Origin of the sequence: Agromyces sp. NPDC058110, from assembly GCF_042884735.1 — a bacterium.
Classification (GTDB): domain Bacteria; phylum Actinomycetota; class Actinomycetes; order Actinomycetales; family Microbacteriaceae; genus Agromyces.
Map to the genome: position 1 here is coordinate 541,920 of NZ_JBHVTI010000001.1, position 22,787 is coordinate 564,706.

22 protein-coding genes are annotated in these 22,787 nt (G+C 72.2%); 2 read left to right on the forward strand and 20 right to left on the reverse strand.

The window, feature by feature from the left end:
• Positions 1-13: 13 nt before the first annotated feature.
• The 16 genes from ACFVS8_RS02635 to pyrR all read right to left on the reverse strand — a co-directional run bounded on the left by ACFVS8_RS02635 (position 14) and on the right by pyrR (position 18,112).
• Positions 14-277: a phosphoribosyl-ATP diphosphatase gene (locus ACFVS8_RS02635; RefSeq protein ID WP_387057290.1), complete on the reverse strand. Its 264-nt coding sequence runs from the start codon at positions 275-277 to the stop codon at positions 14-16.
• Positions 274-969 (reverse strand): ribulose-phosphate 3-epimerase, encoded by a 696-nt coding sequence (gene rpe / locus ACFVS8_RS02640; protein ID WP_387057292.1) that lies wholly within the window; start codon positions 967-969, stop codon positions 274-276. Before rpe ends, ACFVS8_RS02635 begins: the two co-directional genes overlap by 4 nt.
• Positions 970-1,003: 34 nt before the next feature.
• Positions 1,004-2,407 (reverse strand): RsmB/NOP family class I SAM-dependent RNA methyltransferase, encoded by a 1,404-nt coding sequence (locus ACFVS8_RS02645; RefSeq protein WP_387057294.1) that lies wholly within the window; start codon positions 2,405-2,407, stop codon positions 1,004-1,006.
• Between the two features lie 59 nt (positions 2,408-2,466).
• The gene (fmt, locus tag ACFVS8_RS02650; protein ID WP_387057296.1) at positions 2,467-3,408 is read right to left on the reverse strand and encodes a methionyl-tRNA formyltransferase; all 942 of its coding nucleotides are present in this window, start codon (positions 3,406-3,408) and stop codon (positions 2,467-2,469) included.
• 285 nt (positions 3,409-3,693) lie between these two features.
• A complete protein-coding gene (locus ACFVS8_RS02655; protein ID WP_387057298.1) occupies positions 3,694-5,649 on the reverse strand; it encodes a primosomal protein N' in 1,956 nt (651 codons plus the stop codon).
• 1 nt (position 5,650) lies between these two features.
• Entirely contained in the window at positions 5,651-6,844 is a 1,194-nt protein-coding gene (gene metK, locus ACFVS8_RS02660) for a methionine adenosyltransferase (protein WP_387057300.1), read from the reverse strand.
• A gap of 62 nt (positions 6,845-6,906) precedes the next feature.
• Positions 6,907-8,169: a bifunctional phosphopantothenoylcysteine decarboxylase/phosphopantothenate--cysteine ligase CoaBC gene (gene coaBC, locus ACFVS8_RS02665; protein ID WP_387057302.1), complete on the reverse strand. Its 1,263-nt coding sequence runs from the start codon at positions 8,167-8,169 to the stop codon at positions 6,907-6,909.
• Between the two features lie 11 nt (positions 8,170-8,180).
• Positions 8,181-8,438 carry a DNA-directed RNA polymerase subunit omega gene (gene rpoZ / locus ACFVS8_RS02670; RefSeq protein WP_092965504.1) on the reverse strand — a complete coding sequence of 86 codons (258 nt, stop codon included), beginning with the start codon at positions 8,436-8,438 and terminating at the stop codon, positions 8,181-8,183.
• Between the two features lie 66 nt (positions 8,439-8,504).
• Positions 8,505-9,422 carry a guanylate kinase gene (gene gmk / locus ACFVS8_RS02675; RefSeq protein WP_387057304.1) on the reverse strand — a complete coding sequence of 306 codons (918 nt, stop codon included), beginning with the start codon at positions 9,420-9,422 and terminating at the stop codon, positions 8,505-8,507.
• Positions 9,415-10,293: an orotidine-5'-phosphate decarboxylase gene (pyrF, locus tag ACFVS8_RS02680; RefSeq protein WP_387057306.1), complete on the reverse strand. Its 879-nt coding sequence runs from the start codon at positions 10,291-10,293 to the stop codon at positions 9,415-9,417. The genes gmk and pyrF overlap by 8 nt, the downstream gene beginning before the upstream one ends.
• A complete protein-coding gene (gene carB, locus ACFVS8_RS02685; RefSeq protein ID WP_387057308.1) occupies positions 10,290-13,577 on the reverse strand; it encodes a carbamoyl-phosphate synthase large subunit in 3,288 nt (1,095 codons plus the stop codon). Before carB ends, pyrF begins: the two co-directional genes overlap by 4 nt.
• Positions 13,577-14,734, reverse strand: a complete 1,158-nt coding sequence (gene carA / locus ACFVS8_RS02690) for a glutamine-hydrolyzing carbamoyl-phosphate synthase small subunit (RefSeq protein ID WP_387057310.1) — start codon at positions 14,732-14,734, stop codon at positions 13,577-13,579. The genes carB and carA overlap by 1 nt, the downstream gene beginning before the upstream one ends.
• Positions 14,727-15,284 (reverse strand): hypothetical protein, encoded by a 558-nt coding sequence (locus ACFVS8_RS02695; protein ID WP_387057312.1) that lies wholly within the window; start codon positions 15,282-15,284, stop codon positions 14,727-14,729. Before ACFVS8_RS02695 ends, carA begins: the two co-directional genes overlap by 8 nt.
• Positions 15,277-16,617 carry a dihydroorotase gene (locus ACFVS8_RS02700; protein ID WP_387057314.1) on the reverse strand — a complete coding sequence of 447 codons (1,341 nt, stop codon included), beginning with the start codon at positions 16,615-16,617 and terminating at the stop codon, positions 15,277-15,279. The genes ACFVS8_RS02695 and ACFVS8_RS02700 overlap by 8 nt, the downstream gene beginning before the upstream one ends.
• Positions 16,617-17,567: an aspartate carbamoyltransferase catalytic subunit gene (locus ACFVS8_RS02705; protein ID WP_387057316.1), complete on the reverse strand. Its 951-nt coding sequence runs from the start codon at positions 17,565-17,567 to the stop codon at positions 16,617-16,619. Before ACFVS8_RS02705 ends, ACFVS8_RS02700 begins: the two co-directional genes overlap by 1 nt.
• Positions 17,564-18,112 carry a bifunctional pyr operon transcriptional regulator/uracil phosphoribosyltransferase PyrR gene (pyrR, locus tag ACFVS8_RS02710; protein ID WP_387058158.1) on the reverse strand — a complete coding sequence of 183 codons (549 nt, stop codon included), beginning with the start codon at positions 18,110-18,112 and terminating at the stop codon, positions 17,564-17,566. The genes ACFVS8_RS02705 and pyrR overlap by 4 nt, the downstream gene beginning before the upstream one ends.
• Before the next feature lie 118 nt (positions 18,113-18,230).
• On the opposite strand from pyrR, the gene ACFVS8_RS02715 reads away from it, so the two are divergent.
• Positions 18,231-19,601 (forward strand): MFS transporter, encoded by a 1,371-nt coding sequence (locus ACFVS8_RS02715; RefSeq protein ID WP_387057318.1) that lies wholly within the window; start codon positions 18,231-18,233, stop codon positions 19,599-19,601.
• Between the two features lie 96 nt (positions 19,602-19,697).
• Here ACFVS8_RS02715 and ACFVS8_RS02720 read toward each other — a convergent pair whose 3' ends face one another.
• Positions 19,698-20,213: a DoxX family membrane protein gene (locus tag ACFVS8_RS02720; RefSeq protein ID WP_387057320.1), complete on the reverse strand. Its 516-nt coding sequence runs from the start codon at positions 20,211-20,213 to the stop codon at positions 19,698-19,700.
• 155 nt (positions 20,214-20,368) lie between these two features.
• Positions 20,369-21,346 carry a hypothetical protein gene (locus ACFVS8_RS02725; RefSeq protein ID WP_387057322.1) on the reverse strand — a complete coding sequence of 326 codons (978 nt, stop codon included), beginning with the start codon at positions 21,344-21,346 and terminating at the stop codon, positions 20,369-20,371.
• On the opposite strand from ACFVS8_RS02725, the gene ACFVS8_RS02730 reads away from it, so the two are divergent.
• On the forward strand, positions 21,327-21,785 hold the full coding sequence (locus ACFVS8_RS02730; protein WP_387057324.1) for a glycosyltransferase: 459 nt from the start codon (positions 21,327-21,329) through the stop codon (positions 21,783-21,785). The two genes, ACFVS8_RS02725 and ACFVS8_RS02730, sit on opposite strands and share 20 nt — an antisense overlap.
• On the opposite strand, the gene nusB is transcribed toward ACFVS8_RS02730, so the two are convergent.
• Entirely contained in the window at positions 21,745-22,158 is a 414-nt protein-coding gene (nusB, locus tag ACFVS8_RS02735; protein WP_387057326.1) for a transcription antitermination factor NusB, read from the reverse strand. The two genes, ACFVS8_RS02730 and nusB, sit on opposite strands and share 41 nt — an antisense overlap.
• Positions 22,158-22,721 carry an elongation factor P gene (efp, locus tag ACFVS8_RS02740; RefSeq protein ID WP_387057328.1) on the reverse strand — a complete coding sequence of 188 codons (564 nt, stop codon included), beginning with the start codon at positions 22,719-22,721 and terminating at the stop codon, positions 22,158-22,160. Before efp ends, nusB begins: the two co-directional genes overlap by 1 nt.
• Positions 22,722-22,787: the final 66 nt, after the last annotated feature.

The following is a 22,787-nucleotide window of genomic DNA, read 5'->3' on the forward strand; positions in this document are numbered from 1 at the left end:
GATCGGAGCGCGATCAGAGATGTCGGTACACGTCGGCGGGCGTGAGGCCTTTCGCGAGCATCAGCACCTGCAGGTGGTAGAGCAGCTGCGAGATCTCCTCGGCAGCCTCGTCGTCGCTCTGGAACTCGGCGGCCATCCAGACCTCGGCCGCTTCCTCGACGATCTTCTTTCCGATGGCGTGCACGCCTGCATCGAGCTCGCGCACGGTGCCGGAACCCTCGGGACGGGTGCTGGCCTTCTCGCTGAGCTCGACGAAGAGTTCGTCGAATGTCTTCACGGATTCAGACTACCGGTGCCCGGCCGCGCGTCGTGCCGATGTGTCGCCGCGAGGTCGCGGAGGGCGGCGATGCGGTCGGCGGGCACCTCGGCGCCGAAGACGGCCGACCCCGCGACGAACGTGTCCGCGCCCGCCTCGGCGGCGATGCCGATGGTGTCGAGCGAGATGCCGCCGTCGACCTGCAGCCACACGTCGAGGCCGGCGGCACGCACGGCCTCGGAGACGCGCCGGAGCTTCGGCATGGTCTCGTGCATGAAGGACTGGCCGCCGAATCCGGGCTCGACGGTCATCACGAGCACCTGGTCGAACTCGTGCAGCACGTCGAGGTACGGCTCGACGTCGGTGCCGGGCTTCAGGGCGATGCCGGCCCGAGCACCGATCGAGCGAAGGCGGCGCGCCAGGTGCACCGGGCCGTCGGACGCCTCGACGTGGAACGTCACCGAGTAGGCGCCGAGCTCGGCGTAGCCCGGTGCCCACCGGTCGACGTCGGAGATCATGAGGTGCACGTCGAGCGGGATCGGGCTGACGTCCTGCAGCCGACCGACCATCTGCGGGCCGAACGTGAGGTTCGGCACGAAGTGGTTGTCCATGACGTCGACGTGCACGAGGTCGGCGCTCGCGATGCGCGCCAGCTCGGACTCGAGGTTCACGAAGTCGGCAGCGAGGATGCTCGGGTTGATCCGCGTCGTCATGCGCTCAACCCTACCGAGCGAGCGGACCTGCAGTTCAGGCCTGCTCGGCGGACGTGCGGCGCACGAGCGCGATGAACATCGCATCCGTGCCGTGGCGGTGCGGCCAGAGCTGCACCGTCGAGGCATCCGAGGCCAGGTCGAGCGGATGCCTCGACACGCCCTGCACGACCGCGCGCGTGTCGAGCGGCTCGGCGTCGGCGCCCCAGCGTGCGAGCGCCGCGCGCAGCGAACCGTGGGTTTCGGCCGAGTGCGGGGAGCACGTGACGTAGGCGAGCACTCCCCCGGGCGCGAGTGCCGCGAAGGCCGCGTCGAGCAGCTCGGCCTGGAGGCGCGTGAGCTCCGCGACGTCCTCCGGCCGCTTGCGCCACCGGGCCTCCGGTCGCCGGCGGAGGGCGCCGAGTCCGGTGCACGGCGCGTCGAGCAGGATGCGGTCGAACCCGCCCGGAGCGCCGAACGCGCCCGGATCGAGCTCGCGCCCGTCGCCGACGCGCACGTCGACGTCGAGGGGAACCCCCGCGATGGCCGCACGGACCAGCTCGGCCCTGGCGGGCACGACCTCGTTCGCCGCGAGCACCGCACCGCCCGCGAGCGCCTCGGCCGCGAGCACGGCCGTCTTGCCGCCCGGGCCGGAGCAGAGGTCGAGCCAGCGCTCCCCCGCCCGCACGGGAGCGACCCGGCTGAGCGCGAGAGCCGCGAGCTGGGAGCCCTCGTCCTGCACCCGGATCCGTCCGCCCGCCGCCTCGATGACCGCGATCGGATCGGTCGCCGTGGCGCCGATCGGCGAGTACCGGTCGGCCGTGAAGCCGTCGATGGCGGACAGCTCGCCGAGGTCGCCGATCGGGGTCGAGCCGTCGACGAGACCGGGGAGCACCGCGAGGTTCACGCGCGGCGACGAGTTGTCGGACTGCAGGAGGGCCTCGAGCTCGTCGCCGCGCCCCTCGTGCTCGAGCGCCGCTCGCAGGGCGCGAACGACCCACACCGGGTGGCTCTCGAGCCGCGCGAGCCGCTCGTCGTCGTTCGGCGCACCCTCGGCCACGAGCTCGCGCCACGCCTCGGCGTCGGTCCGCGAGACCGTTCGGAGCACCGCGTTCACGAACCCGGCGGCCTTCGGCACGACCGTGCGCACGAGGTCGACCTGTTCGTTGACCGCGGCGTGCGTGGGCACGCGGGTCGCGAGCAGCTGGTGCACCCCGAGCCGCAGCACGTCGAGCACGGCCGGGTCGATCGCCCCGGCCGGCCGGTCCGCGGCCAACTCGATCACGCGGTCGTAGTAGCCCTGCCGACGCAGGGTGCCGTACGTCAGCTCGGTCGCGAGAGCGGCGTCGGCCTGCGCGAGCCCGGCCCGGCGGATGCGCGCCGGGAGCAGCAGGTTCGCGTACGCCTCGTCGATGCGAACGGCCTCGAGGACCTCGAAGGCGACCCGGCGCGCCGGCGACACCTGCGGAGAACGCGCATCGGGCCGGCGGCCGGCACCGGGCCCCCGATCGCGCCGCCCGCTCATTCTGCCACCGCCCCGTCGCGGCCGAGGCCGCGCCACCAGTCGGCGGCCGCCATGCCCGTGCGCCCCGCCGGCTGCACGCGACGCACCTCGATCGGCGCGTCCGCCGTGCCGACGAGGAGCCGCTTGGCGTGCACGGCGAACTCGCCGGGGCCGGGGCGCGGGTTGCCCTCGCCGAGCGCCGCGTCGATCGCGGCGAGCTCGAGCACCTTCAGGCGCTGCCCGTCGACCGTGGTCCACGCGCCGGGTTCGGGCGTGACGCCGCGGTAACGCGCGAGGACCTCGGCCGCGGGTCGCGCCCACTCGAGACGGGCGTCGTCGATGCCGAGCTTCGGGGCGAAGGAGGGTGCGCCGGACTGCGGCACGGCCCGCGCCTCGCCGCGTGCGATGTCGTCGACGACGCCGGCGAGCAGCTCGGCACCCGACACGGCGAGCTCGTCGAGCAGTGTGCCGGCGGTGTCGGTCTCGACGACCGGCCGCCGGAGCTCGGCGAACACGTCGCCCGCGTCGAGCTCGGGCACGAGCTTGAACACGGCCGCACCGGTCTCCGCCTCGCCCGCGATGAGCGCGTGCTGCACCGGGGCCGCCCCGCGCCAGGCTGGCAGGAGCGAGAAGTGCAGGTTGATCCAGCCGTGCGCCGGGGCCGACAGCAACGGCTCCCGCACGAGCCCGCCGTAGGCGACGATGACGCCCAGGTCCGGTGCGGATGCCGCGATGCGCGCCGTGACCTCCGCGTCGAGTCGCGCCGCCTCGATCACCTCGAGCCCCAGCCGCTGGGCGGCCTGCGCGACCGGCGACGGCGTGAGCACCCGCTTGCGGCCGAGCGGGGCCGCGGGACGCGTGACCACTGCGACGATCTCGTGGCCGCTCGCGGCGAGACGTTCGAGCGACGGGACGGCGGCCGCCGGGGTACCGGCGAAGACGAGACGGAACTTCTGCACACTCCATTGTCGCCGAACCGCCGTCCCGGGCACCGCATTGATGCAGCGGTGGAATCGATCAGCGCCGACGCATGCGATGCGCTCATCGAACCAGGGCGAAGCGATGCACGGACACGACCGTGGGCTCGGCGCGCACCGTCGTGCGCATGGATCGAACGGCCCAGGCATGGGCGGGGCGGCGTTCATCGGGACCGGACACGCATCCGGGTGCACCGAAGCAGGCGCTGCCGTGCGCGACCACGAGGTCGGAGCCGGTCGTCGCAGGCGCTGTCGGGTTCGGCCGCCCTAGGGCACCTCGGGGTCGTCGAACCGCACCCTCAGCACGGGCGGCCGGCGCACGGGTCGCCCGGCGACGGGCCGGCGACGCTCGGTCGCGACCCGGATCATCTCCGACCGGAGCTCCTTGGCGACCCGCGCACCCGAACCGTACTCGAATCGCACGAGTGCGCGTTCGAGGCCGTCGTCGACCGGCACCGGACCGAGCACGTCGACGCCGTCGGCGCGTTCGGCGGCGGCGATCGCGGCCGCGACGAGCGGCGGCAGGGCGCTCACGCTCGCGACCCGCACGGCCGGCGGGAACCTGAGGGCCCGCCGGGAGGCGAGCTCCGCCGACGCCCAGTCGGCCTGGCGCCACGTCGTGAGCGCCGTCGCGAGCGCACCCCCGACGCCGACCAGGAACACCGGCGCGCCGGGCGCGACGAGTGCCGCGGCGTTCGACCACCAGCGGAGGCAGTCCTCGGCAACCCGCAACGATTCGCGCAGCAGCATGCGCTCCCCGTCGAGCAGCAGTACGGCCCGGTACCCTCCGTCGGCGATCGGCTCGGCGCCCCGAGTCGCGACCACGAGGGCCGGCTCGGCGCCGACGCGGAGCACCGGCTTCTCACCGTCGGAGAGCACGACCCTCGTGTTCGGGAATGCCCGCCCCAGTTCGTCGGCGGTGCGGCTCGCGCCGATCGTGACGGCCCGGAGGCGCGTGCCCTCGCACGTCGGGCACGACCAGCCCGACGCCACCGTGCCGCAGAGCGTGCACCGCGCGGCTCCCCCGGAGCGCGGGATCGCGAGCGACCCGCCGCACGACGCGCACCGAGCCGGCTCGCGGCACCGATCGCACGCGAGGAGCGGGGCGTTCCCGGGTCGGGCGACCTGCACGAGCACCGGTCCTGTGCGCACGGCCTCCTGCGCCTGCCGCCACGCCGCGGTCGGGATGCGGGCCGACCCGGCCTCGGGCGTCTGCTGGTGCTCGGTCGGGATGACGCGCGGGCGCGCCTGCCCGGCGACGCCGACCTCGTGCATCCAGCCGATCTCGACCAGCCGCGCGATCTCGAGGCTTCGGGAGTACGAGAGCGCGAGCAGGGCCGCCCCGGTCTGCTCCTGCCGGATGAGCGCGGCATCGCGCGGATGCACCCCGGGCGAGAGCGGTTCGTTCATGAGCGCGTCGCCGTCGTCCCACAGCGCGATGAGCCCCAACCGGCTCGCCGGGGCGTAGACCGTCGACCGATTGCCGATCACGATCCGCGACGCATCGCCGGTCGCTTCGAGGAAGGCGCGGAACCGGGCACCGCCCGCCTGCCGTGCGTCGGTGCGCAGCACCCGTCGCGGGTCGACCGTCGCGGCCAGGGCCGCCTCGAGCTGCTCCTGGTCGCGGTAGTCGGGCACGACGAGCAGGCTCGAGCGGTCGGCGGCAAGCGCATGCGCGGCCGCCTGGGCCATCGTGAGCGCCCAGCCGCCCACCCAGACTCCGGTCGACAGGCGCACCGGGCGCGGGTCGGCGGCCAGCGACATCCGCTCCCCCGCCGCGATGCCCGCCTCGACACGGCCGGAGGTCGCGCCGTGCACGGCGTCGGGGGCGACGGGCAGGTCACCCGGATCGGGCTCTGCGGCCTTCCAGGCGCGCTCGACGCGGACGTACCGCGACGGCACCGCGAGGCGCAGCACGTCGCTCGCATTGCCCGCGGCGCGATCGGCGGCCGCACGGGCGAGCGACCAGACCTCGGGCGTCAGCAGCGGCACCTCGGACACGACGTCGTCGAGGTCGCTCAGCCGCCCGTCGAACTCGCTCGTCTCGACGAGCTCGACGAGCCAGCCGTTGGCGATGCGGCCACCCGAGCGCAGTGGCGCCCGCACGCGGACGCCCGGGCTGGCCTGCTCGCGCAGACGCTCGGGCACCCGGTAGTCGAAGAGCTGGTCGAGCTGCGGCAGCGGGGAGTCGAGCAGCACCCTGGCGACGGAGCCGCCCGGCATCTCAGAGCCCGGCAGTGGCGCGCAGGTCGTCGACGCGGTCGAGCCGCTCCCAGGTGAAATCGGGCAGCTCGCGGCCGAAGTGCCCGTAGGCGGCGGTCTGCGCGTAGATGGGGCGCAGCAGGTCGAGGTCGCGGATGATCGCGGCGGGGCGCAGGTCGAAGACCTCGCGGATCGCGGCGATGATGCGCTCCTCAGGAACGTGGGCGGTGCCGAACGTCTCGACGTAGAGACCCACCGGAGCGGCCTTGCCGATCGCATAGGCGACCTGCACCTCGAGGCGGTCGGCGAGGCCGGCCGCGACGGCGTTCTTCGCGACCCAGCGCATCGCGTACGCCGCGGACCGGTCGACCTTCGAGGGGTCCTTGCCGCTGAATGCGCCGCCGCCGTGCCGGCTCGCGCCGCCGTACGTGTCGATGATGATCTTGCGCCCGGTGAGGCCGGCGTCGCCCTGCGGGCCGCCGATCTCGAAGCGGCCGGTCGGGTTGATCAGCACCGAGAGCTCGGGGCGCGCGAGTTCGACCGTGTCGAGCACGGGCTTGATGACCAGCTCCTCGACCTCGGCGCGCAGTTGGTCGGTCGACACCCGCGGCGAGTGCTGGGTCGAGAGCACGACGGTCTCGATCGTGCGCGGGACCTGCCCGTCGTAGCCGACCGTCACCTGCGTCTTGCCGTCGGGACGCAGGTAGTCGAGCTCGCCGGCCTTGCGCACCTCGGTGAGCCGCTCGGCGAGTCGATGCGCGATCCAGATCGGCACGGGCATGAGCTGCGCGGTCTCGCGGGTGGCGTAGCCGAACATGATGCCCTGGTCGCCCGCGCCCTGCTTGTCGAGGAGGTCTTCGCTCGAACGCTCGCGGGACTCGAAGGCGTCGTCGACGCCCTGGGCGATGTCGGGCGACTGCCCGCCGATCGAGACGGACACGCCGCAGGAACGACCGTCGAACCACACGTCGGAGGAGTTGTACCCGATCGAGGTCACGCGCTCGCGCACGATGGCCGGGATCTCGACGTAGCCCGAGGTCGTGACCTCGCCCGCGACGTGCACGAGCCCGGTCGTCACCAGCGTCTCGACCGCCACCCTGCTGTGCGGGTCGACGGTGAGGAGCGCGTCGAGGATGGAGTCCGAGACCTGGTCGCAGATCTTGTCGGGGTGCCCCTCGGTGACCGACTCGGAGGTGAACAGTCGAAGCTGGCTCATGGTCGCGGTTCTACTTTCGTCGTGGTGCGAATGCGGCTCGGGCGTCGGCTCTGGCCGGGTGCTCAGCCGGAGGAGGCCGTGCGCTCGCGCGGGCCGTCGTGCACGGGTGCGGCCGGCGCGCCGAGGTGCTGCGCCGCGAGCTCGAGGATCTCGTGCGCCACCGACATCTTGCTCCCGTCGGCGCGTGCGAGCACCCCATCGCGTCCGAGTATGACGACGCGGTTGTCGTCTCGCGCGAATCCCTCGGCCCACCCGACGCGGTTCACGACGAGCAGGTCGGCGCCCTTCGCCTCGAGCTTCGCAGCCCCGAGCGCGATGAGGCGTTCGTCGTCGGGTTCGGTCTCGGCGGCGAAGCCGACGAGCAGCGTGCCCTCGTGCGGAGCGTGTCCGAGCCCCGCGAGGATGTCGGGATTGCGCACGAGCTCGAGCGTGAGCCCGTCGTCGCCCGGCTGCTTCTTGATCTTCGACTCGCTGACCTCGGCGGGCCGGTAGTCGGCGACCGCCGCGGCCATGATGACCACGTCGGCCCCGGCGGCCGCCTCGGTCACGGCCGCCTGCAGCTCGCGGGCGGTCGACACGGGCCGGATGTCGCATCCGCCGGGGGCGGCGACCTCGAGGTTCGCGGCGATCAGGGTCACGTTCGCGCCCCTGGCGCGCGCCGCCTCGGCGATCGCGACGCCCTGCTTGCCGCTCGAGCGGTTGCCGAGGAAGCGCACGGGGTCGAGCGGCTCGCGAGTGCCGCCGGCGGTCACGACGACACGCCGTCCGGCGAGGTCGCCCGCCGGTGCCCGGTGCGCGGCGCGCGCGAGCGCGGCCTCGACGATGACGTCGGGTTCCTCCATGCGGCCGGGCCCGCTGTCGGTGCCCGTCAGCTGGCCCACCGCGGGGCCGACGACCGTGACGCCGCGTTCGCGGAGCGTCGCGACGTTGGCGACCGTCGCCGGGTTCAGCCACATCTCGGTGTGCATCGCGGGGGCGATCACGATCGGCGCCTCGCTGGCGAGCACCGTGTTGCCGAGCAGGTCGTCGGCCAGGCCCGCCGCCAGCTTCGCGATCGAGTTCGCGGTGGCCGGGGCGATGACGATGAGGTCGGCTGCCTGACCGATCGCCACGTGGCGCACCTCGGCGACCCCTTCGTAGAGGTCTGTGTGCACGGGGTTGCGCGAGATCGCCTCGAGCGTCGGGCGCCCCACGAAGCGGAGCGCCCCCTCGGTCGGCACCACGTGCACGTCATGGCCGGCGAGCACGAGTGCCCGCACGACGCCGACGGCCTTGTACGCCGCGATGCCGCCGGTGATGCCGACGACGATGTTGAGCCGCGACATCCGTGCCGTGCTTACTCGCCGATCGGGCGGAGCACCAGCTTGTCTTCGTTGATCTCGTGCATCGCCACCGACAGGGGCTTGTCGTCGATCGAGGAGTCGACCAGCGGGCCGACGTTGTCGAACAGGCTGCCCTCGTGGAGGTCGGCGTAGTAGTCGTTGATCTGACGCGCGCGCTTGGACGCGAAGATCACGAGCTGGTACTTCGAGTCGACCTTCGACAGCAGGTCGTCGATGGGCGGGTCGATGATGCCGGAAAGCTTCTCAGCCATGGAGATACTCCTTACGAAACGAACATGCGCACCTCGCGTGCGCCGGAAGATCGTGACCCGGGCGACTCAACGTCGCCCTGAACGGGGCCTCATCAAGTCTACGACCTTTTGCGCGGCCTCGGGCACGTCGTGGTTGACCACCTGGTGGTCGAACTCGTCGACGGCCGCGAGCTCGACCTTCGCGGTCTCGAGACGGCGCTGCTGCTCGGCGGGCGACTCGGTGCCGCGGCCGACGAGCCTGCGCACGAGTTCGTCCCACGTGGGCGGCAGGAGGAACACGAGCGTGGCCTCCGGCATCGCCCGGCGCACCGAACGCGCGCCCTGGATGTCGATCTCGAGCAGCACGCTGTCACCGGCGGCGATGGCCGCCTCGACCGGACCGCGCGGCGTGCCGTAGCGGGACGCGTTGTGCACGGTCGCCCACTCGAGCAGCTCGCCCGCCTCGACCATGCGGTCGAACTCGGCGTCGTCGACGAAGAAGTAGTGCTCGCCCTCGACCTCGCCGGGGCGCGGCGCACGCGTGGTCGCCGACACCGACAGCTTCACGTCGGGGTGGTGCCGTCGGATGTACGACGCGACGGTGCCCTTGCCGACGGCCGTCGGCCCGGCGAGCACCACGAGGCGGTCACCGGTCCCGCCGTGCGAGGCGATCCACGCGGCCACGAACTCGCGCAGTCGGCGCCGCTGCAGGCGGCCGAGTCCGCCGAGGCGCTTGGCCGTCGAGATCTCGAGTTCCTCGAGGATCCTGGCGCACTTCGTCACCCCGATCGCCGGGATCGAGGTCAGGTACTCGGTGACGCGGAGCCGTCCCTCGGCGGACTCGGGCTCGGCGAACGCGACCCTGAGCACGTCGAGCGGGCTGCGCGAGCCCGCGGCGATGTCGGCCTTCACGCTCGCGCGCGCACGCCGCGCCGCGACCGCCGCACGGGACGCCGCGACGCGATCGACCTCGGGCGGCGTCGACCTGGTGTTCGTCTCAGGCACCGGCGGCTCCGTACTCGTCGGCACGGCGCGCGATCGCATCGGCGAGCCCTTCTGGGCCGGCCGACAGCAGCGAACGGGACTCGTTGGCGATGACGCCCCCGGCGTAGCCGCCGAATCGCACGCGGAGGTCGCCGGGCTCGGCGCCCTGGTGTCCGAACCCGGGCGCGAGCACGGGCAGGCCGGGACGCGGCGGTTCGACGTCGGTCGGGATGCCCGCGGCGGGCAGGTCGGTGGTCGCGCCGAACACGACGCCGATCGACCCGAACGCGTTCTCACCGGCATCCGCTCGCCCGGCGTTCCAGCCGACGACGCCCTGCGTGATCGCGCCGGCGACCGTGTGGCCCGCACGCGTCGACTGCTGGAGCACGGCGCGCTGGATGGCCGCGGCCTCGGGGTTCGACGTCGCCGCGAGCACGAAGAGGCCCTTGCCCGCAGCCTCTGCGGCGACCATGACCTGCTCGATCGAGCCGAGCCCCTGGTAGGCGCTGATGGTCATGGCATCGGCCTCGAGGCTCGAACCGGGCCGCAGCCACGCCTCGCCGTACGCGTCGACGGTCGTGCCGATGTCGCCGCGCTTCACGTCGGCGATCACGAGCAGTCCGGCCTCGCGCGCCTCGGCCAGCAGCCGCTCGAGCACGGCGTAGCCCGCCGCCCCGTGGCGCTCGAAGAACGCGATCTGCGGCTTCAGGATGCCGACGCGATCGGCCGCGGCCTCGATGACCCGGAGTCCGAACTCGCGCAGTCCCTCCGCGGAGTCGGGCTGACCCCAACGGTCGAGGAGCGCCGCGTGCGGGTCGAGGCCGACGCACAGGCGACCGTAGGCGGCGAAGACGGCCGCGAGCCGCTCACCGAACGGGATCTGCTCGCTCATGCCGATGCCCCGCGTCGGGTAGCGTACTCCTGCAGGCTGGTCACCTCGAAGGCCTGGCCGCCCTCGTCGATCGACGCCACCGCAGCCGAGAGCTCGGCGATCGTCGTGAACAGCGGCACGTCGGCCGAGACGGCCGCGGCGCGGATCTCGTAGCCATCGGCACGCGCCGAACGTCCGCTCGGGGTGTTCACGACCACGTCGACCTCGCCGCGGTGGATCAGCTCGACGACGGAGGTGGCGTCGGCGTCGGCCTTCTCGCTGTACTTCAGCACCTCGGTCGCGGCGATGCCGTTGCGGCGCAGCACCTCGGCCGTGCCCTCGGTCGCGGCGATCGCGAAGCCGAGCTGCTGCAGACGCAGGATCGGCAGGATGATCGAGCGCTTGTCGCGGTCGGACACCGAGACGAACACCGTTCCGCCGGTCGGCATGCCGCCGTACGCGGCCAGCTGGCTCTTCGCGAACGCCCGCGGGAAGTCGCGGTCGATGCCCATGACCTCGCCCGTCGAGCGCATCTCGGGGCCGAGCACCGAGTCGACGATGAGGCCCTCGGTGGTGCGGAACCGGTGGAACGGCAGCACGGCCTCCTTGACGGCGACCGGGGCGTCCAGCGGCACGCGCGATCCGTCGACCGGGGGCAGCATGCCCTCGGCGACGAGCTCGGCGACGGTGGCGCCCACCATGATGCGCGAGGCGGCCTTGGCGAGCGGGATGCCGAGCGCCTTCGACACGAACGGCACCGTGCGGCTCGCACGCGGGTTCGCCTCGAGCACGTAGAGCACGCCCGCGCCGATCGCGAACTGCACGTTGAGCAGGCCCTTCACGCCGATGCCCTCGGCGATCGAGCGGGTGGCCTCGCGAACACGGTCGATCTCGGCGCGGCCGAGCGTGACGGGCGGGAGCGTGCAGCTCGAGTCGCCCGAGTGGATGCCGGCCTCCTCGAGGTGCTCCATGACGCCGCCGATGTAGAGGTCGGTGCCGTCGTAGAGCGCGTCGACGTCGATCTCGATGGCGTCGTCGAGGAAGCGGTCGACGAGCAGGGGGTGCGTCGGCCCGACGATGCCCTGGCCCTCGATGCGCGCGAAGTAGTCGGCGAGCGACGGGGTGTCGTAGACGATCTCCATGCCGCGGCCGCCGAGCACGTAGCTCGGGCGCACGAGCACCGGGTAGCCGATCTCCTCGGCGACCTGCACGGCGCCTGCGAGCTCGGTCGCCGTGCCGTTGCGCGGCGCGAGCAGGCCCGCCGACTCGAGGATGCCGGCGAACAGGCCTCGCTCCTCGGCCAGGTCGATCGCATCGGGCGTCGTGCCGAGGATCGGCACGCCGGCCGCCTCGAGGCCCTTCGCGAGGCCGAGCGCGGTCTGGCCGCCGAGCTGCACGACGACGCCCACGAGCTCGCCCGACTGCGACTCGGCGTGGATGACCTCGAGCACGTCCTCGAGGGTCAGCGGCTCGAAGTAGAGCCGGTCGCTCGTGTCGTAGTCGGTCGAGACCGTCTCGGGGTTGCAGTTGATCATGATGGTCTCGAAGCCGGCATCCGACAGCGCGAACGACGCGTGCACGCACGAGTAGTCGAACTCGACGCCCTGGCCGATGCGGTTCGGACCCGAGCCGAGGATGACCACCTTGCGGCGGTCGCTCGGCTCGACCTCGGTCTCGAAGTCGTAGCTCGAGTAGTGGTACGGCGTGAGGGCGGGGAACTCCCCGGCGCACGTGTCGACGGTCTTGAAGACCGGGCGGATGCCGAGGATGTGGCGCACCTCGCGCGCATCGGCCTCGCCGAAGCCGCGGAGCTGGCCGATCTGCGCGTCGGAGAACCCGTGGTCCTTCGCGAGCAGCAGCAGGTCGGTGTCGAGGTTCTCGGCCGCGGCGACCTCGGCCGCGACCTCGTTGATGAGCGCGATCTGGTCGAGGAACCACGGGTCGATCTTCGTGGCCTCGAACGCCTGCTCGATGGTCGCGCCCTTGCGGAGCGCCTGCTGCACCACGACGATGCGGCCGTCGGTGGGCACCTTCGCGATCTCGAGGAGCTCCTCGACCGATCGCTCCTCGTCGCCCCAGTGGAACGACGACCCGCGCTTCTCGAGCGAGCGGAGCGCCTTCTGGAGCGCGGTCGCGTAGTTGCGCCCGATGGCCATGGCCTCGCCGACCGACTTCATGGTGGTCGTGAGGGTCGGGTCGGCGGCCGGGAACTTCTCGAACGCGAACCGGGGCACCTTGACGACGACGTAGTCGAGCGTCGGCTCGAAGCTCGCGGGCGTCACCTTGGTGATGTCGTTGGGGATCTCGTCGAGTCGGTAGCCGATGGCGAGCTTCGCCGCGATCTTCGCGATCGGGAAGCCGGTGGCCTTCGAGGCGAGCGCCGACGAGCGCGAGACGCGCGGGTTCATCTCGATGACGATCACGCGGCCGTCGGTCGGGTCGATCGCGAACTGGATGTTGCAGCCGCCGGTGTCGACGCCGACGCGGCGGATGATCTCGATGCCGATGTCGCGCAGGTTCTGGTACTCGCGGTCGGTCAGCGTGAGCGCCGGGGCGACGGTGATCGAGTCGCCCGTGTGCACGCCGACCGGGTCGACGTTCTCGATCGAGCAGACGACGACCGTGTTGTCGGCCGTGTCGCGCATGAGCTCGAGCTCGTACTCCTTCCAGCCGAGGATCGACTCCTCGAGGAGCACCTCGGTCGTGGGCGAGTCGTGCAGGCCCTGCGTGACGATGCGCACGAGGTCTTCCTCGGTGTACGCGAAGCCCGATCCGAGACCGCCCATGGTGAACGACGGACGCACCACGAGCGGGTAACCGAGGTCTTCGGCGAACGTCTTCGCCTCGTCGAGCGTCTTCGCGACGTGCGAACGGGCGACGCCGGCGCCGGCCTCGATCACGAGGTCCTTGAAGAGCTGCCGGTCCTCGCCCTTGCGGATCGCGTCGACCTTGGCGCCGATGAGCTCCACGCCGTGCTTGGCGAGGATGCCGGCCTCTTCGAGGGCGATCGCGGCGTTGAGCGCCGTCTGGCCGCCGAGCGTCGGCAGCACGGCGTCGGGCCGCTCCTTGATGATGATCGACTCGATGATCTCGGGGGTGATGGGTTCGACGTAGGTCGCGTCGGCGAAGTCGGGGTCGGTCATGATCGTCGCCGGGTTGGGGTTGACGAGGATGACGCGCACCCCCTCGGAGCGGAGCACCCGGCACGCCTGGGTGCCGGAGTAGTCGAACTCGGCAGCCTGTCCGATGACGATCGGACCGGATCCGATGACGAGGACGCTGTTGATGTCGTCGCGCTTGGGCATCAGGCCTGGTTCTCCTTGCTCGCGATGACCATGTCGCGGAACCGGTCGAAGAGGTAGTTGGCGTCGTGCGGGCCGGCCGCGGACTCCGGGTGGTACTGCACCGAGAAGGCGGGGATGTCGAGACAGTTCAGGCCCTCGACGACGTTGTCGTTGAGGTCGACGTGGCTGACCTCGACGCGCCCGAAGCCCTGGCTCGACTCGCTGACGCGGTCGATCGGGGCGTCGACGGCGAAGCCGTGGTTGTGGGCGGTGATCTCGACGCGACCGGTGGACCGGTCGACGACCGGCTGGTTGATGCCTCGGTGGCCGAAGGGCAGCTTGTAGGTGCCGTAGCCAAGCGCACGCCCGAGCAGCTGGTTGCCGAAGCAGATGCCGAAGTACGGCACGCCCGCCCGCAGGGCGCTGCGGAGGATGTCGACGTGGCGGTCGGATGCCGCGGGGTCGCCCGGGCCGTTCGAGAAGAACAGCGCGTCGGGCGAGGTGGCGAGCACCTCCTCGGCGGTGACGGACTGCGGCAGCACGTGCACGTCGAAGCCGCGCTCGGCGAGGAAGTTCAGGGTCGACGTCTTGACGCCGAGGTCGAGGACCGCGACCGATCCGACGCGCTCACCGGTGGCGGGCAGCCGGTACGGCTCGCTCGTCGAGACCGAGCCCGAGAGGTTCTGGCCGCTCATCTCCGCGGCGCCCTGCACGAGCTCGAGCTGCTCGCCGTGGGTGAGCGCGAACGCCTCGCCCGAGAAGACGCCGGCGCGCATCGAACCGGCTGACCGCAGGTGGCGGGTCAGCGCGCGGGTGTCGATGCCGCTGATGCCGACGACGCCCGCCGAGGCGAGGTCGTCGTCGAGGCTCCGCTGCGAACGGAAGTTCGACACGACGCGGGAGGGGTCGCGCACGATGAAGCCGGCGACCCAGATGCGCGCCGACTCCATGTCTTCGTCGTTCATGCCGGTGTTGCCGATGTGCGGAGCCGTCATCATGACGATCTGGCCCGCGTACGACGGGTCGGTGAGGGTCTCCTGGTAGCCGGTCATGCCGGTCGCGAAGACCGCTTCGCCCAGGGTGCGCCCGCGGGCGCCGTAGGCACGGCCCTCGTAGCGCGTGCCGTCTTCGAGCACGAGCACCGCGGGCTCGTGCAGGCGGGTGGTGGTCTCAGTCATCCGAGGCCTCGCTCTCATGGTGGGGCTGCGTCACGGTGCGTGCCGCAGCGATGTCGTTGACGGCGACGATGATGCGCGCCGAATCGCCCGGGTGCCGGGCTCTGAGGTAGCTGTCGACGTAGGGCGCGACCTGGTCGGGCTCGGCGTCGCGGAGATCGACGATCCAGCTGAGCGCGACGAGTCCGCCCGGCTCGACGCCGCGGTCGATCGCATAGGTGGCCTCGCCCGCCGAGACGATTCGCGCCGCCGGCACGAACGAGGGCTGCTCCCCCGCGATCCGGAGCACGACGCCTTCGGGGAAGACCTCGATGCGACCGGCGCCGCGGAACGCGAGCCCCTGCACGGCGAGGCGGTCCAGCGGCGAGCCGATCGGGGTGGTCGCGACGTAGAGCACCTCGGTCTCGAGCGTCGGTGCGCCCGAGAGCGCGGGCAGCGGATACGCCGCGAGGGTCGCGTCGCGCTTCTCGCGCTTGCGCCAGGCGCGGAAGGCGAGCCAGAGCAGGCCGCCCACCACGACGAGCGCGACGAGCGCGCCGATCCACTTATCCACGCGCACCTCCGACGGAGGCGGCGCGGCGCGCGATCTCGTCGGCGGGCTGCACGACGCCGTCGAGCAGCGTCGCGTAGCCGGCGTGGAAGGTCGCCACGACGCGTCCGGGCAGCGTGCGACCGAGGTACGGCGAGTTGATGCTGCGGCCGGCGAGGCGATCGAGCGCGAACTCGGAGGCCGCGTTCGGGTCGTAGAGCGTCAGCTCGGGCGCCGCTCCGGCCTCGACGGCCTCGCCCTGACCGCGCAGGCGGCCGATGCGGGCGGGCGCGTGCGACAGCACCCGGGCGACGTCCGACCAGTCGAGCATGCCGTTGTCGACGACCGCGGCGTGCACGACCGACAGGGCGGACTCGAGCCCGACCATGCCGTTCGCCGCGGCATCCCATTCGCTCTGCTTCGCCTCGATCGGGTGCGGGGCGTGGTCGGTGGCGACGATGTCGATCGTGCCGTCGGCGAGCGCCGCGCGCAGCGCCTCGACGTCTTCGGAGCGACGCAGCGGCGGGTTCACCTTGTACCGCGGGTCGTAGCTCGAGACCAGGTCTTCGGTGAGCAGCAGGTGGTGGGGGGTGACCTCGGCGGTCACGTCGATGCCGCGCGCCTTCGCCCAGCGGATGACCTCGACCGATCCGGCCGTCGAGACGTGGCACACGTGCAGGCGGCTGCCGACGTGCTCGGCGAGGAGCACGTCGCGCGCGATGATCGACTCCTCGGCGACCGCCGGCCAGCCGGCGAGTCCGAGTTCGCCCGACAGGGCTCCCTCGTTCATCTGCGCGCCCTGCGTGAGCCGCGGCTCCTGCGCGTGCTGCGCGATCACGCCGTCGAAGGCCTTGACGTACTCGAGCGCCCGGCGCATGAGCAGCGGGTCGAAGACGCAGAAGCCGTCGTCGCTGAACACGCGCACCTCGGCGCGCGAGCGCGCCATGGCCCCCAGCTCGGCGAGCTGCTCGCCCTTGAGGCCCACGGTCACGGCGCCGATCGGCTGCACGGTCGCGTAGCCCGCGGCGCGCCCGAGGCTGAGCTCCTGCTCGACGACGCCGGCCGTGTCGGCCACGGGCGACGTGTTGGCCATCGCGAACACGGCGGTGAAGCCGCCGGCCGCGGCGGCCTGCGTGCCCGTGAGCACGCTCTCGCTCTGCTCGTAGCCCGGCTCGCGCAGGTGGGTGTGCAGGTCGACGAGGCCCGGCAGCGCGATGAGGCCGTCGGCGTCGACGACCGTCGCGCCCGCGGCATCCGAGATGCGCCCGACCTCGGCGATGATGCCGCTCTCGAGGCGGATGTCGGCGCGCTCGCCCGTCGGCAGCGTCGCACCGGTGATGAGGAACGACTCGGTCATCAGGCGTCACCCCGCTCGCCCGACAGCAGCAGATAGAGGGCGGCCATTCTCACTGATACTCCGTTCGCGACCTGCTCCCTGACCGTGGACTGCGCGGAGTCCGCCGCGAGGGCGGAGATCTCCAGCCCTCGGTTCATCGGCCCGGGATGCATGACCATCGTAGTCGGGGGCAACTGGGAGAACCTGGCATCGTCGAGACCCCAGGTCCGTGCGTACTCGCGGCTGTTCGGGAAGAACGAGCCGTGCATGCGCTCCGCCTGGATGCGGAGCATCATGACCACGTCGGGCTTCGTCGCCAGCGCCTCGTCGAGGTCGAAGACGACGGATGCCGGCCAGCCGGCCGTGTCGACGGGCACGAGCGTCGGCGGGGCGACGAGCACGACCTCCGCGCCGAGCGTCGAGAGCAGCCACACGTTCGACCGTGCGACGCGGGAGTGCAGGATGTCGCCGACGATCACGACGCGCACGCCGTCGAGGCCTCTGCCGCGACTCGCCCCGCCGTGCAGGCGGCTGCGCATGGTGAAGGCGTCGAGCAGGGCCTGCGTCGGGTGCTCGTGCGTGCCGTCGCCGGCGTTGACGACGCCCGCGTCGATCCATCCGCTCGTGGCGAGGGTGTAGGGGGCGCCCGACGCGTGATGGCGGATGACGACGCCGTCGGCGCCCATGGCCTGCAGGGTCTGCGCGGTGTCCTTGAGGCTCTCGCCCTTCGAGACGCTCGAGCCCTTGGCGCTGAAGTTGATGACGTCGGCCGAGAGCCGCTTGGCGGCCGCCTCGAACGAGATGCGCGTGCGGGTGGAGTCCTCGAAGAAGAGGTTCACGACCGTCTTGCCGCGCAGGGTCGGCAGCTTCTTCACCTCTCGGTGCTGCACGGCCGCCATGTCCTCCGCGATGTCGAGCAGGGCGATCGCGTCGTCGCGGCCCAGTTCGCGGGTGCTCAGGAGGTTCCTCATTCGTCGCCCCCGTCGATCGAGACGTGGTCGTCGCCGCCGTCGATCTCGTGCAGTCGCACGTTGATGCGCTCGCTGGCCGCGCTCGGCAGGTTCTTGCCCACGAAGTCGGCGCGGATCGGGAACTCGCGGTGGCCGCGGTCGACGAGCACGGCGAGGCGCACGGCCCTCGCCCGCCCGAGGTCGCTCAGCGCGTCGAAGGCCGAACGGATCGTGCGTCCGGAGTAGAGCACGTCGTCGACGAGCACGACCGTGCGGCCGTCGATGCCGCCCGGCGGCAGCTCGGTCGGCGAGGGCATGCGGACGCCGCTGCGCGAGAGGTCGTCGCGGTACATGGTCACGTCGAGCGACCCGGCGAGCTGCACCGGAGCCGAGGGCTCGATGCGCTGGATGATCTCGGCGATGCGCCTGGCCAGAACGGTGCCGCGCGTCGGGATGCCGAGGATGACGAGATGCTCTGCGCCGCGATTGGACTCGAGGATCTCGTGGGCGATGCGGGTCAACGCCCGCGATATGTCAGCGTGATTGAGCACAGTGCGCGCCATCAGACCGACTCCCTTCTCCGCCTCACGGGACGGCCTTAAAGGTTGCCAACCCGACCAGCCTATCAGCCGCCCGATCGGGCCTGACGCAGGCGGCGCCCCCGGCAGCGCGTACCATCGTCCGGTGCCCGACTCCGCCCAGCCCAGCCCCGTCGACCTCGTCGACGACCCGACCGCGGGCAAGCGCCGCCGGTTCGTCGACTTCGCGCCCCTGAAGGCGTCGCCCGCGTTCGCCCGGCTCTGGGTCGGCGGCGTCATCTCGGGCGTGGGCGCGCAGCTCACGGTGCTCGCGGTCGGCCTGCAGGTCTACGAGATCACGCGTTCTACGCTGGCGGTCGGCCTCGTGGGCGGCATCGCGCTCATCCCCATGATCATCGCGGGCCTCTGGGGCGGCGTGCTCGCCGACGTGTTCGACCGGCGACGCGTGCTCATCACGAGCGCGACGGTCACGTGGGTCGCGACCGCGGGTCTCCTCGCGCTCTCGGCGGCGGATGTCGCGGTGCGGGCCTCCGGCGGCCGCGTCGAGGTGTGGCCGTTCTACGTGCTCACCACGATCATCACGGTCGCCGGCACGGTCTCGGGCACCGCGCACATGGCCGTCACGCCCAGGATCCTGCCGCCGGAGCTCGTGTCGCGCGCCGCGGCGCTGTCGGGCATCGGCGTCGGCGTGCAGCTCACGGTCGGGCCGGCGCTCGGCGGCGTGCTCGTCGCGACGGTCGGCTTCCCGATCACGTTCGGCATCGACCTGGTGCTGTTCGCGTTCGGGTTCCTCGGCATCTTCATGCTCCCGCGCATCGCCCCCGAGGGCGACCCGAGGCGGGCGAGCCTCAGCACGCTCGTCGACGGCCTGGCGTTCCTGAAGCGCGCGCCCAACATCCGCGCGGGGTTCGTGATCGACCTCATCGCGATGACGTTCGGCCGGCCCTACGCGCTGCTGCCCGCGGTGGGCGCGCTCGCGATCGGCGGCGGCGCGGTGACCGTCGGCATCCTCACGGCGGCCTTCGCGGTCGGCACGTTCACGACGAGCCTGCTGAGCGGGCCGGTCGCGCACGTGCACCGCTACGGCGTCGCGATCGGCCGCGCGGTCATGGTCTACGGCGCGTGCATCGCCGGGTTCGGGGCGGTCGTCGCGGTGTCGCTCCTGCAGGGCGGCGGAGGCGCGTCGATCGGCGAGGCGAACCCGCTCGCGCTCGCGGCCGCCGCGCTCCTGCTGGCCGGGGCGGGGGCGTCCGACGAGGTCAGCGCGATCTTCCGCAGCACGATGCTCATGACCGCGGTTCCCGACGAGATGCTCGGGCGCATGCAGGGGGTCTTCGTCGTGGTGGTCGCGGGCGGTCCCCGGCTCGGCGATCTCTGGGTCGGCATCCTCGCGACGTCGATCGCGCTGTGGTTCCCGCCGCTCGCCGGCGGCCTGCTCGTCGTCGCGCTCGTCGCGGTCGTGATGCGGCTCCAGCCGAGCTTCCGCGGCTACGACGCGACCGATCCGCGCCCCTGACGCCCAGCGCCCCGACGCTCACCGCTGCGCGGCCTCGCTCGACGCACGAACGGCCCCCGCACTGCGGGGGCCGTTCGCTGCGGAGCCGGGGCGGGGTCACCTGCGGCCGATGGGGCGCTGGAGGGCCTTGGCGGCCACGACCATGGCGGCGCCGACGAGCACGACGTCCTTCAGCACGTACTGGGCGGTGAGCGTGGGTCCGGCGGTCGTGAACAGGTCGCCGGCGAAGAACACGAGCGGCGAGAAGATGCCGACGAACGTGCCGGCGAGCACGAGCAGGCCGATGCGCAGGAACACGCCGGTCACGAGCGAGAGTCCGACCACGACCTCCATCGAGGCGGTGAGGATCATGGCGAGCTGCGGCCCGACGATCCCGAAGGTCAGCGCGCTCCACGTGGCGGCGACGAGGTCCTCGACGGGGCTCACGCCCGGCAGGAACTTGAGTGCGCCGAAGACGAGGAACACGAGGCCGAGCGCGACGCGGAGCGTCGGCACGCCGGTGCGGGCGAAGAAGCGCTGGAGCACGGCCTGGGCGCGGTTCGCCTGGTCGAGGATCGAGTCGAGACCGGCCGCCGTGGAGGTGCGGCCGCTTCCGATGGCGGTGGTGGACATGGAGGATCCCTTCGAGATCTGGTTCGGATGGTTCGCAGCCGGAGTCGGCGACGGAGACCATCACATCGGAGCCCGGGCTCCGCATCGTCAGGAGGGGCGCTGATTCCCGCTCAGTGCGACGGCTGAGCGCGTTCTCGGTGCGAGCACGGAGCTGCTCATATGAGCACGGCGTCCGTGCGCTCACGGATGCGCACCTGATCAGGGGCCGATACGGTCGAGGCACGCGCGGTTCGCGGAACCGGCAGAGAGGATGCCGCATGGTCGACGTCGTGCTCGAGGCGATGCCCTTCCACGGCCACGCCGTGCCGATCGCGGCCGTCGCCGCGGCCTTCACGGAGGCGGGGCATCGGGTGCGCGTCTACACGGGGGCGGCCCAGGCGCCGCTCTTCGCGGGCACCGGGGCCGAGGTGGTCGCCTGGCGTTCGGCGCCCGACTTCGACGAGCACGATCAGGCCGCGACCTTCCCGAACCTCCGCGGGCGCAAGGGCACGGCGCAGATGCTCGTGAATGTGCGCGACCTCTTCATCGGCACCGCCGCCAGGCAGGCCGACGACCTCGCGACCGCCTGGTCCGATCGCCCGTGGGACGTGATCCTCGGCGACGAGCTGAGCCTCGGCGCGCGCTTCGCCGCCGAACGCGCGGGCACGCCGTGGGGCACGATCGCCGTCACCCCGCTCACGATGGCGAGCCGCGACCTGCCGCCCGTCGGCCTCGGCCTGCGCCCGGGCCGATCGCCGCTCGGGCGCACGAGGGATGCGGGCCTGAGGCGTGCGAGCGGCCTGCTCGTGGCGCCGCTGACGGCCGCCTACCGCAGGCAGCGCGTGCTCGCCGGACTGCCCGCCGGCGAGCTCGGGTTCGACCAGTCGACCTATTCGCCCGCGCTGACCTGCGTGTCCGGCATCCCTGAACTCGACTGGCCGCGATCGGACCTGCCCAAGACCGTGCACTACGTCGGCGCGCTGGCCCTGGAGGGCTCCCCCGACGCCGGCATGCCCGCGTGGTGGACCGAGGTGCTCGCCGACCCGCGCCCGCTCGTGCTCGTCACGCAGGGCACGCAGAACACCGACCCGCACGACCTCGTCGAGCCGGCGTTCGCGGCGCTCGGACGCCACGGTGCAGATCATCGCGGTCACGGGCCGCACGGGCGTCGACGTCTTCCCGTTCCCGGCGCCGCCGAACGCCCGCATCGCGGACCGCGTGCCCTTCGGGCCGGTGCTCGACCGCGCCTCGGCCGTCGTCACGAACGGCGGGTGGGGCGGCGTGCTATCGGCGCTCGCGCGCGGCATCCCCCTCGTCGTCGCCGGCGGCGACCTCGACAAGCCCGAGGTCGCGGCACGCGTGCACGCCTCGGGAGCCGGCATCTCGCTCCGAACGGGCCGGCCGCGTGCCACCGCGGTGCTCGAGGCGTGGAGGCGGCTGCGCGACGAACCGGGCTACCGGGCCGCGGCCGGTCGCCTCGCGGCCGCCCTCGCACAGCACGACGGCCCGCGCGAGGTCGTCGCGCGGGCCGTCGGGCTGGTCGGGTCGGGCGTCAGCCCTTCGAGTGCGAGATCGCCGCGAGCAGGCCGTTGACGAAGCCGGCCGAGTCGTCGGTCGAGAGCACCGTGGCCGCCTCGACGGCCTCGGAGATCGCCACGGGGTCGGGCACCGAGTCGTTGTAGAGGATCTCCCACGCGCCGATGCGCAGCAGCGCACGGTCGACTGCGGGCATGCGCTCGAGCGTCCATCCGCGCGAGTGCGTCGTGATGAGTTCGTCGATCTCGTCGCGGTGATCGACGACGCCGTCGACGATCTCGCGGGCGTAGAGCCATGAGGCCTGCCGCTCGGGCTCGCCCGCAGCGCGCTCGGCCTCGGTCACGAGCAACTGCTCGACCGGCACCTGCCGCATGTCGGCGGAGTAGAGCAGGTCGAGGGCGCGCTTGCGCGCCTTCGTACGGGCGCTCACTAGTCGTTCACGCGCCCGAGGTAGGAACCGTCGCGCGTGTCGACCTTGACCTTGGTGCCGGTCTCGAGGAACAGCGGAACCTGGATCTCGTAGCCGGTCTCGACGGTGGCGGGCTTGGTGCCGCCGGTCGAGCGGTCGCCCTGCAGGCCGGGCTCGGTGTAGGTGATCTCGAGCACGACCGACGCGGGCAGGTCGACGTAGAGCGGGTTGCCGTTGTTCAGGGCGATGGTGACGGCCTGGTTCTCGAGCATGAAGTTCTTGGCGTCGCCGACGACCGTGCCCGGCACGGTGATCTGGTCGTAGTCGCTGGTGTCCATGAACACGAAGCCGTCGCCGTCGGCGTACAGGTAGGTGAAGTCGCGGCGGTCGACGTTCTCGATCTCGATCTTGGCGCCCGCGTTGTACGTGCGGTCGACGACCTTGCCCGACACGACGTTCTTCAGCTTGGTGCGCACGAACGCACCGCCCTTGCCCGGCTTGACGTGCTGGAACTCGATGACGCTCCAGAGCTGCCCGTCGATCGAGAGGACGACGCCGTTCTTGATGTCAGCGGTGCTTGCCATGCGAAATACGATCCATTCAGTTGCGAAGAGGCTCGGCCGGAGTCGGCCTGAGAAAGTTTCAGTCGA

Excerpts from the sequence above, each read along its gene's own strand:
- rpe (WP_387057292.1), bottom strand. The coding sequence starts at position 969 with ATGACGACGCGGATCAACCCGAGCATCCTCGCTGCCGACTTCGTGAAC.
- ACFVS8_RS02655 (WP_387057298.1), bottom strand. The coding sequence starts at position 5,649 with ATGCCGGGCGGCTCCGTCGCCAGGGTGCTGCTCGACTCCCCGCTGCCG.
- metK (WP_387057300.1), bottom strand. The coding sequence starts at position 6,844 with ATGAGCCAGCTTCGACTGTTCACCTCCGAGTCGGTCACCGAGGGGCAC.
- coaBC (WP_387057302.1), bottom strand. The coding sequence starts at position 8,169 with ATGTCGCGGCTCAACATCGTCGTCGGCATCACCGGCGGCATCGCGGCG.
- rpoZ (WP_092965504.1), bottom strand. The coding sequence starts at position 8,438 with ATGGCTGAGAAGCTTTCCGGCATCATCGACCCGCCCATCGACGACCTG.
- pyrF (WP_387057306.1), bottom strand. The coding sequence starts at position 10,293 with ATGAGCGAGCAGATCCCGTTCGGTGAGCGGCTCGCGGCCGTCTTCGCC.
- carB (WP_387057308.1), bottom strand. The coding sequence starts at position 13,577 with ATGCCCAAGCGCGACGACATCAACAGCGTCCTCGTCATCGGATCCGGT.
- carA (WP_387057310.1), bottom strand. The coding sequence starts at position 14,734 with ATGACTGAGACCACCACCCGCCTGCACGAGCCCGCGGTGCTCGTGCTC.
- ACFVS8_RS02700 (WP_387057314.1), bottom strand. The coding sequence starts at position 16,617 with ATGACCGAGTCGTTCCTCATCACCGGTGCGACGCTGCCGACGGGCGAG.
- ACFVS8_RS02705 (WP_387057316.1), bottom strand. The coding sequence starts at position 17,567 with ATGAGGAACCTCCTGAGCACCCGCGAACTGGGCCGCGACGACGCGATC.
- ACFVS8_RS02720 (WP_387057320.1), bottom strand. The coding sequence starts at position 20,213 with ATGTCCACCACCGCCATCGGAAGCGGCCGCACCTCCACGGCGGCCGGT.
- efp (WP_387057328.1), bottom strand. The coding sequence starts at position 22,721 with ATGGCAAGCACCGCTGACATCAAGAACGGCGTCGTCCTCTCGATCGAC.